This is a genomic window from Sulfuricurvum sp., from assembly GCF_049305995.1.
Lineage (GTDB): Bacteria > Campylobacterota > Campylobacteria > Campylobacterales > Sulfurimonadaceae > Sulfuricurvum.
In genome coordinates this window covers 1-9,766 of the sequence record NZ_JBAQPS010000155.1, presented here as the reverse complement: position 1 = coordinate 9,766, position 9,766 = coordinate 1, and the positions used below count along the sequence as shown (strand labels likewise).

9 protein-coding genes are annotated in these 9,766 nt (G+C 43.9%); all 9 read right to left on the bottom strand.

Annotated features, from left to right (window positions below; genetic code table 11):
* Positions 1–127: 127 nt before the first annotated feature.
* The 9 genes from modD to modA all read right to left on the bottom strand — a co-directional run bounded on the left by modD (position 128) and on the right by modA (position 9,405).
* Positions 128–976 (bottom strand): ModD protein, encoded by an 849-nt coding sequence (modD, locus tag WA010_RS05200; protein ID WP_422556083.1) that lies wholly within the window; start codon positions 974–976, stop codon positions 128–130.
* Positions 973–1,767, bottom strand: coding sequence for a class I SAM-dependent methyltransferase (locus WA010_RS05195; protein WP_422556082.1), 795 nt, complete (start codon positions 1,765–1,767; stop codon positions 973–975). The genes modD and WA010_RS05195 overlap by 4 nt, the downstream gene beginning before the upstream one ends.
* Before the next feature lie 51 nt (positions 1,768–1,818).
* Complete coding sequence (locus WA010_RS05190; RefSeq protein WP_422556081.1) at positions 1,819–2,796, bottom strand: cytochrome-c peroxidase; 978 nt, start codon at positions 2,794–2,796, stop codon at positions 1,819–1,821.
* 9 nt (positions 2,797–2,805) lie between these two features.
* Positions 2,806–3,285: a hypothetical protein gene (locus WA010_RS05185; RefSeq protein ID WP_422556080.1), complete on the bottom strand. Its 480-nt coding sequence runs from the start codon at positions 3,283–3,285 to the stop codon at positions 2,806–2,808.
* 62 nt (positions 3,286–3,347) lie between these two features.
* The gene (locus WA010_RS05180) at positions 3,348–4,154 is read right to left on the bottom strand and encodes a hypothetical protein (protein ID WP_422556079.1); all 807 of its coding nucleotides are present in this window, start codon (positions 4,152–4,154) and stop codon (positions 3,348–3,350) included.
* On the bottom strand, positions 4,154–6,133 hold the full coding sequence (locus WA010_RS05175) for a TonB-dependent receptor plug domain-containing protein (RefSeq protein WP_422556078.1): 1,980 nt from the start codon (positions 6,131–6,133) through the stop codon (positions 4,154–4,156). The genes WA010_RS05180 and WA010_RS05175 overlap by 1 nt, the downstream gene beginning before the upstream one ends.
* A gap of 29 nt (positions 6,134–6,162) precedes the next feature.
* Positions 6,163–6,894 carry a TonB family protein gene (locus WA010_RS05170; RefSeq protein WP_422556077.1) on the bottom strand — a complete coding sequence of 244 codons (732 nt, stop codon included), beginning with the start codon at positions 6,892–6,894 and terminating at the stop codon, positions 6,163–6,165.
* 122 nt (positions 6,895–7,016) lie between these two features.
* Positions 7,017–8,579, bottom strand: a complete 1,563-nt coding sequence (locus WA010_RS05165; protein WP_422556076.1) for an OprD family outer membrane porin — start codon at positions 8,577–8,579, stop codon at positions 7,017–7,019.
* Positions 8,580–8,649: 70 nt separating this feature from the next.
* Positions 8,650–9,405, bottom strand: coding sequence for a molybdate ABC transporter substrate-binding protein (modA, locus tag WA010_RS05160; RefSeq protein WP_422556075.1), 756 nt, complete (start codon positions 9,403–9,405; stop codon positions 8,650–8,652).
* Positions 9,406–9,766: the final 361 nt, after the last annotated feature.

Genomic DNA, 9,766 nt, shown 5'->3' with positions numbered 1-9,766 from the left:
ATGGGGATGGATCCCCGGGTCAAGCCCGAGGATGACGGAAAACGAATACCCTTCGACAGGCTCAGGGTGAACGGAATAAAATATATTTCGAGACACTATAAGAAGTCTATTTTATCATAAAACCTTTTTACAGCGGTTCTATTCTCACTTTGATGTTGGCAGGTTGTGCGCTGTAAGGCGATGAGGTGACGATCATATCGACCCCCGTGCTCGCATATTCGGCGATGTTTTTGGCGCTGATTCCCCCTGTGGCGATTAAGGTGATATGGGGGTAGTCGGCACGGAGGATTTGGACAGCATCGGAGAGTTTGGTGAGGGGGAATTTCTCCAACTGGAGGATGTCTGCTCCGAGAGCGGCAAATTTGAGCGCTTCGGCGATGTCGCCCGCTTCGATGACGATCTTTTTCTCAGGGTTCGCTTTTTTGGTTTTGCTCAAGGCTTCGCTAAACGCTTCCTCGGCAGGGAAGAAAACACGGTGATAATCGAAGATCAGGATCGATTCGGAAAGACCCAAACGGTGTGCGACTCCGCCGCCTGATTCGACCGCTTTGATGGCGATTTTTTTCGTAAAGGGGGTGGTTTTTCGGGTGGTGGCGATAACGATATTGGGATTGATACTGCGAGCCAAGAGTACTGCTTCGCGGGTGTAGGTGGAAATTCCGCTGGCGTAATCGAGGAGGTTTTGGACGCTTTTCCAGATGCGGTGGATATTGCCCGCTTCGCCGTGGGCTTCGAGAAAGACACTTTTTGGCGGAACCAAAGTTCCCGATTTAACAAAACCGTCGATCTCCAAACCATAGAGTCCGCACAAGCGCACCGCCTCTTCACTGCACGAGACGACGAGAGGGCGTTCTCGGGTTGAGAAGGTGATGCGGGCGCGTTGGTCACTGATCCCCAGCGATGCGGTGGTGAGATCACCGTAGGGGACATCTTCGGCTAGCAGGGCTTCGAGCTCAAAATCGTTTAGGGTGATCATAGCGTCGTTTCCCAACCGATAAATGCCCAATTCACCATTCGGGGAGGGCGGTTTTGCCCTACAATCACCTCACGGAAATATTGGCGTGCTTTGCTCTGTTGCTCATCGTCTAATGTGTGGACGCTCCAAATCAGCGATTCGACAAACTCATTCTCCGTGTTTGCACGGACGCTTCCCCGTCCTGTTTCGATGTAGTCGATACGGGGGAGATAACCGTGAGAGTAGAGGATGATTGGGATGTACCAGTAATCGGGTTTGGTTTTGACCTTTTTGCCGATGAAGTCTAGGATATTCATATCTACGAAACTCCCTCCCACTTTGTAGGTGAGGTAGCACGCTTTTGAGGCATGAGCCGACATTTTAGCCAGCGCCGCTTCGACATCGGGAACTTCCATAGAGCGGGAGGCTACGATGATATCGGCTTTTGGAAGAGTGCTCCAGTCATCTTCCCATCCGATATGATATGTTTTAATATTAGTTACCCCTTCACGCGCGGCGTAGGCTTTTAGTTCTTCAAGCATTTGGGCGGAGAAGTCAATGGCGATCACCTCTTTGACCCGTTTTGCCAAGGGGATTGCAAGGGTTCCCGGTCCGCATCCGATGTCGAGAACCACTTCGTCTCCCGTGATGTTCATACGGGAGATGAAATCATCTACATAAGGGCTGTTGATGACGGATGCCGCCATATCGGCGGACTTTTCATCCCAATCACTGCTGGTTTTGCCTTTGAAATCGGTGGTGGCTTTGTGCTCACGGTACATGGCGGAAAAATTGATGGATTCAAGAAACATTTAGAGTCCTTTTTAATACTTTATTATAGCTAAAACGATCCATTACCCGACTTAGTATGGACACTCAACCTTTGGTTTGCTGAAGTTGGGGTTTGTCACGAAATCATTATCCGTTAGGGTGTTTATAAAGGCGATAATTTTTTGAATATCTTTTGCATTCATACTCTGATTGATTTTGAGATCGTGTTTCCGAATCGCATCATCAAGTGTTTTAGCACTTCCATCATGCCAGTACGGTGAGGTTAATGCAGCATTTCTCAAACTCGGTGTACGAAAAACATTTTTATCTTTTATATCACCTGTGACATCGGATAATCCATAATCTTTGAATTGGGGATTTTGGGTTTGGTTTTTAGATTGAATCTGATGAAAATCGTCATCGCTAAAAAGGGGTGCGCTGTGACACGTATTGCATTTTGCTGCACCAAAAAAGAGCTTTTTCCCCTCTCTCGCTTCTTTAGTCGGTAGAGGTTTTTTTGCTCTCATTTTTTGATCATAGAGAGAATTATTAGAAATCAGTGTTTTTTCAAAACTCTCTAATGCCTGTGTAACAGTACTCAGATTGATAGCACCTTTTTGCTCATGAAAAGCGAGAGAAAAAAGCTTTTGATAACAGCCGTTTTGACTTAAACGTTTGGTGATTTCATTCTCATAACCATTCATCCCCATCTCTATAGGATCGGTTCCTCGAATCGGTGCCAAAGCTTGTTCAGCTAATCCGCTTAGATGATTATGTCCCCACGTTAGGTTTTTATGTAAACCCACATTTGCTAATCCGGGGACGTTTCGTTTTCCAAAATCACCTAATGCACCCGGATGGGCACTATTACCATCGGTAAAAGCGCGTCGTTGTTCGTGACACGTGGCGCATGACATTGTCCCGTTAATCGAGAGATCGGCATCATAAAACAGACGTCGCCCCAGTTCGATTTTAGCGTTTAGTGTTTGGGTAGTGTTTGGGAGAGATTCTCCACTCAATCCTGTTAGGGAAATTGAGAGAACTAACAAAGCTCTAATCGTGTGTTTCATAATCGCCCTTTATTTAATTTTTGTTATTAAAACGGCACTGGTGGTATCGGCTCCGGCAGAGAGTTGCAATGTGTAGATTCCGGTTTCTAACAGATAATCGACCATTTTTCGTATCCCTGAGTTTTCAGGACCTTGGGCGTGTGCTACTGATTTCGCCGATTTTCCCTCTTTGACCAACTCGATCCATGAAGCATTACCCAATATTACACGGTAAGCACCGCTCTCTTTAATCTCGATTTGAAAAAGACCGCCATAGCTCACCGTCCCACCCTCGTTGGTTGGTCGTGTGACGTATTGTATTTTCGGTGTGTTGATCAATCCGACGTAGGAAGCTTTGTTAAGTGCTAACGAAGCATCGGAGAGTTCGTTTGCATTTTTAGCCGTATTGACAAACGATAGCGTTTTCCAAGCCATCAATTCAGTAGGTAAAACAGCCTCTTTGGCAAACAATCCTGTTACTAACAATAAAACCACTAATACACTTTTCATTCTTTTTCCTTTGTTATGTTTTTGAGACTCTATGGGGTGAGTCAACGACTATTGTTTCCGCACTATCGGTTTGGGAAAAATAGAGGTATTTTTTCGAATCCGTCAATACGAAAATCTTTGAGCATTTTTTGCGTCGAGTCTGAGGTCAAAAAATTGAGTAGTTTCAAACTTTTTTCATACTGCTCTTTACCGATTTTGGATTGGGTTCCTACGGCTGCCAAATAGGGACGTCGCAGTTTTGGGTCATCATAAATAAACCCTTTGATGTCGGGATGATGTTGTTTTTGCATTAAAAACGGAATGACTCCATAGAGGGTATATCCGTTTGACTTTGCGACATCTTTCATAAACCCTCTCTTTTGAGTCGTAAAAACGATGGTTTGATCTGTCGGATTAAAACCGTATTGATAGGACAATTGAGTGTATACCTCAAACGTTCCACCGCTGGCATGGATGAAAAATGGGGTATTAGCGCGGTTGATTTTATCCAATGCAGAGGATAACGGTTCATTTTCACTGATCTGTGCGGGATTGGCAACGCTGCCGAGGATCATTTGAGCGTTGTGTGCCCAAGGTGTCAGTTTTTCAACATAACCCTCTGATGCTAGTTCTACCATCGTATCGCTGGAGTGCATGGTGAGTAAATCGACCGGATGGGATCGAGTGTACTCATCCAGTTCGTGTTTTGTACCCGTGATGACTATTTCTATCGGAATATGATAGGTAGATTCGAACGATGCAGCTACTTTTTGCCACATTCCGCTCATGGTCATACCACCGATGATGGCAACCCGAATAGGTTGTTCAGCTGCCGTAACAGAGATGGTTCCCATCAAGAGAATAATGAGGTATTTAATGAAACTTCGCATTAAAATTTATACCCTATATTGGCGAAAAACTCACGCCCCGCCATTGGGAAACCCAAGTCATAGGCGTAGAGTTTGTCGGTGAGGTTTTTGACTCCTACTTCTGCCGTAATAGCATCGGTTGCTTTATAGGTTGCTTTCAAATCAAAGGTGGTGAAAGTGGGATTTATCACATACGATTTATCAGCTTTTTGCTCGTATGCCCCTTTGCGGAATTTCATATTGCCGTGTACTGAAAAACCGCTACCAAGCTCTTTTTGTACGAAAGTAAAGAGTTGATGTTTTGGTACGTCGATTTGTTTGATCGCTTCATTCGTACGGTTTTTGATGGAGATGTAGGTGTAGTTTCCGCCCGCTTCCAATCCGTCAGATTTATAGTTTAACTCAGTTTCAATACCACGGTGATCGAAACTACCGACATTTTGGTTTTGATAAAAGGCTGGATTTGGAGCATAAACAACACTTTGAATAGCGTCGTCTTGACGAGTGAAGAAACCGTTTAGTCGAGTGCTAAATGCTCCAAGTTGTTTTTGATAGCTTAACTCATAGTGTGTAGCCACTTCATTTTGAAGATTTACATTTGGAACAGAACTATTGAATTTACGAGAATAGCGATCTTTCATCGAGGGCATATAGGTTTTTTGGGAGATGCTGGCGCGGATTTTAGAGGTTGCATCCGGTGTAAAAATCAATGCGGCTTGCGGATTGTAAGCGCTTTGGGTTTCGAGTGCGAGCATATTTAGATACGCGGTGTTGGTATCATAGATTTTATCCCCTTCACGTCGGTCGTAACTCACCCCTCCTAGTAGTTGCCATTGTGCATTGATGGTATAGGTATCTTCGATTCCTAATGAGATGGTGTGATCTTCATAGTTTTCGGTCATGGTTTCGACATTGGTTGTTTTACTGATGTCGTACCCTTTGTGAGAATCTTTTTTATAATTTACGGCAGCAGTTAAAAAATTATTTGCTAATTCAACACCGTATTCGAGTCGTCCTCCATAGCTGTAGTCGTCATAGCGACTTTTGAATGTAGATCCAAAATTGTTAAATGTCGAGTAGGTATTATTGGCATATGAATAAAGAGAATTTTGAATATTGTCATAATATGCCAATGCTTTAAGATAGCCAGAGCCGAGATTTTTTTGCCCTGTGATAAAAATGGTCTCTTTGTCCCAGTACGGCCAGTCCCAGTATTTCGCTTGAGAGTAGGCGGGATCACTCACCGGAGGTTGTTGTTTTTGTCCGTTTTGATTTGAATACCCGATAGCGATTTCACTGCCATCATCGGCAAGATATCCCCCTTTTAAACTCACTTTGTAATCTTCCGTTTCTGAGCGTAATCGATCACCTTGTGGTTGTACGCTACCGGAGACTTGTGTATAGTCATCGCTCATGCGATAATGGTTTTGATCGCTATAGGTGGCACCCAGTTGTGCATAGAGATGATCTTGTCGCGTACCGAGATTTAGTGAAGCTGTTTTGCGAGATAGTGATGCATCGCTGTCTAATACCATGCCTGCTTTAATATCTCCTTCTAATGCTTTAGATGGACGTTTGGAAATGATATTGACAACACCTCCCATAGTGTTAGCCCCGTAAGCTATCGAAGAATATCCTTTTGAAACATCGATTTGCGCTATATCTGAGGTTAAAAAACGGTCATAATCGAAATTTCCGTCATACGGAACATAAATAGGAATACCATCGATAAACACACCGATACGGCGTGCATCAAATCCACGCATATAAAGGGTTGATTCTCCGCGTCCACCTTGGACATCCTGATTGACCCCACTCATGTTATCGAGCGCATCAGAGAGGGTTTCACTGTTGTGCAACGCGATGGACTCGGAGGTGATCGTCTCCTCAAACGGACTCTCTTTGATTGGTGTATTGAGGACATTGATTTGTCCCAACGTAAAAGTATCCGCCAATACCGCTGAAGCAGCCAGCGATAGGAGTAGCAGGTGTTTCTTCATTTTCACTTCCTTAAGATTTATAGTGTGTATTAACTCAAATTGAAAGCAATCGGGAGGCTCAATTCAAAGGTTTTACCCAGTGAGGGGTAATCACCGCTGAGGCTGAGAATCGTTTGAATCGCTCTATCATCGAGCACATTGCTTCCGCTGGTGCTTTTAACCTGTGCGGTATCAACCGTACCGTCGGGTTTGAGGGTGAATGTGACCAATACCACCCCCTCTAGTCGCAATTTCCGAGCGATAGTGGGGTAGGTGATGGCGTTTTCGATCATAGCTCTAATATGTCCCAATGCCGCTCCGCCAATGTGCTTTTCTACGTTTCTTGGTAATTCGTGAACAGGAGTGGAGGGTGTTAAATCAGGAGAATCATTTACAGTGGCTGATGGCGGAAGTGAAGACGCAGCATCGGGCATAGCTAGGGGCGCGGACGCCTCAGATGACAGCGATGGTTGTTTCATCGGTGTCATCTGGGGGGTCGTAGTGACGTGTTGTGTTTGAAGGATAGGTTGGAGATGCTCTTTGGGTTGAGGCTTAGATTCCAAGCGGTGAATATCCCCTGAGGTCGAAGTAAACTCAGCCAAAGAGATCGTGATCTTTTCATCTGGCTTGGAAAGAGGGATCGGATGGGTTGTCATGAAAAAGGCTACGCTAGCCAAAAGTGCCGCATGAACCCAGAAAGAGACGGCAAACGATTTGGTATTTAATAAGGAATTGCCATATTGTATCTTTTTAGATATAACGTTGTAATTTGACATACTCATCATTTTTCCTTTTTTGTAGTGGTAAAATATCAGGGGAGACGACAGGCATTTGAATAACCGCAGACAAACACTCCTGTCGCCTCGTCTCATACTTCAAGATATTCCCCAAAAGGGGGATTAGATTAGAAACGATAATTCGCTTCGAGACGCAATTCGCGATTAGAGGTATCGTTTCCGTACCCTTCAGACGCTGTTGCTCCTGTATTTGGTGTATCTATAGCTTTAATCACTTCATTATCTTGGATCATGTATCGAGCTTTGAGTTCTAATCCTTTGATACTAGCAACTTTATACATGGCATCGATATTCCATTGTTTGGTATCACCATTGTTGTAATAGCGATCCGTTGCACCTTGATAGCCAACTTTAGAAGGGTCACGATCATAGTAGCTGTAGCTAATAAAGGCACTAAGACCTGAAACCAAAGCATTAAAGTCATAGTCAAATTGTGCTTTATAGGCATATGTATTGGAATTCCAATCGGTAATCGTCATAGAACGTGTATAGTCATATGTAGGAAATCCGCGCCATGGAGCGATCAAATCTCCGCCATCATCGGTATGAGAATAAGCAAGGAGCAATTTTGCTGGACCATAATTTGTTACTGCACGTAGAGCATACATATAGGTATCAACACTGTTGTCATTATCTCCCTTGAAACGGACTTTTGACGTTGCACCTGTAGCGTTTGTTGCCGTTACAGCACCGCGTGCATAGATGGAAGTACCACTCATCGGAGTAATAATATCGCCTGCACCTTTGTCCATTTGTTTCATATAGCGAGCACCGAGTGTAATAATCGCATCACCCGCTTCGATAGCATAGTTGGCTTCTAGCATCCCTTGATCGATAATGTCATCCCAATGTATTCCCCACGCTTGGATCTCAAGTGAATCGATTGATTTGTTTTTGACCCCTACGATAGCTACTGCAGGGGCATCATCTACACCAAAGCTGCTTCCATATGTAGGCGTTGTGTAGGCAGTATATTTAGTACGATAATAGTTTTTAATCGCATCAGGGGTATCGCCAGTATCTGCCATAGAGCTAAAATAGGTCATTCCACGCTCTTTGATTTTGTTTGCATAGTCAACTTGAATAGTAGTGTTGGCTAAATCATTAGAAACAACTTGTGCCCCTTCGATAGCAATAGGGATCATTTTAGTGTCATTCGGGGTGATCCATGGGTTGGTCATTAAAAACCGACCTCCGGTTATTTTAGTTCTTTCAATATCATATTGGAGGTACGATTGTGCTAATACAGAATATCCTGTTCCAAAATCGGTAGCAGAACCGGGACCGCGGGCGAAAAGATCAGATGCGGTTGTATTTTTAGGATGTCCGGCATAAATTCCATTATCGTCATCTGTTAAAATTCCCATTCCGTGAGTGACATAAAATCCTGCACCTGCACTGATCCCGTATAAAGGAGCTGTTTTATAGATCAAACTACCCCCTATAGCCATTCCCTCGCTGTCACCGTCAGGTTTAGTGTTGGTATTGGTTGCATTTGGAACAGTTCCCAAATTCCATCCTTCATTATCCACCCAATCGGTGTTGAAGTACTGCATACGGATACGTCCGTCAAATTTCCCCTCTTTAAACGCTGATGCCAAATCATCCGCCGCTGTTGCGAATACCGCTGTCCCTAAAATCAATGCCGTAGCTAGACTTAGTTTTGTCATGATCAATCCTTATTTATATTTTGATATAACGATAATTATGGTTAAGAAAGCCTCTGCCGAAGCAGAATGTCTATTTTTTTGGTAATCCGTAACCGTTTGCTTTGAGAATAGTGATCGCTTTAGGAGAACTCATGAAACGCAAGAATTTTTTTGCCGCGATTTGATTTTCAGGAGATCCATTTTTGAGCCCAACCATCGCCTGATCGATGGTGTTGTACGCTTTGTCATCCACTTCAATCCATTTTCCGACATTTTTCATCTCAGGAGCGAGGACGATCGATTTCGCCATAAATCCGACATCCACCGCTTTGGTCGTTACATAGGCACCCACTTGAGAGATCGATTCGGCGGTGATGATTTTACCAGCGGCGACATCGGCGACTTTATAGTATTTCATCGCGTTCATCGCTTCGATCCCGTAAGGGGCTGTTTTAGGATTGGCTAGGGCGATCTTTTTGACGCTTGGATCAGCAACAACCGCAACCCCTTTAGAGAGATCGGCACCCGTATCACTCCAAAGGATAAGAGTTCCGTACGCATACACTTGGGATGGTGTTGTGGTGTATCCCCCCTGTGCCAGTTTGGCAGGATACTCGACATCGGCAGAGAGAAATGCATCATACGGCGCACCGCTCATAATCTGCTGAGTCAGTTTACCTGAGGCTCCGGTGATAATTTTCACGTCAATACCTGTCTCTTTGGTAAATGCTTTAGCGATATCGGTTATCGCATATTTCATATTGGCCGCAGCGGCAACGGTGATCGCTTGAGCCGTCAATGCCGAAGCAAAGGCGAAAGAGGCGAGGACGAGTTTGAACAGTTTCATTAGAAACTCCTTTATTTCTTTTTTGATATAACGATAATCACACTATTGCAAAAATGGTTCACGGAAAAATGCGACAATTTCGTTATGTTTTGTAAGATATAATGAAATTATAGAGAAAAAGGCTTAAAGTTTGTGGGGAAGTGCCTATTCGGTTATTAAGAACCATTTCATTGAATGTGTATGGAGGGAATTTTCGTTGAAGAAACAAAATTACTTCGTTTTGAAAGTATAAGCTAACAATAGAGCTTGTAAAAAATGATTTTTGAGATTTCTTAAAAGAAGGAAGAGAAGATCTACCGAAGTCCCTACAGTAGGGGTTTTTCGACCGATGGTGCGGATGAAAGGACTTGAACCTTCACAC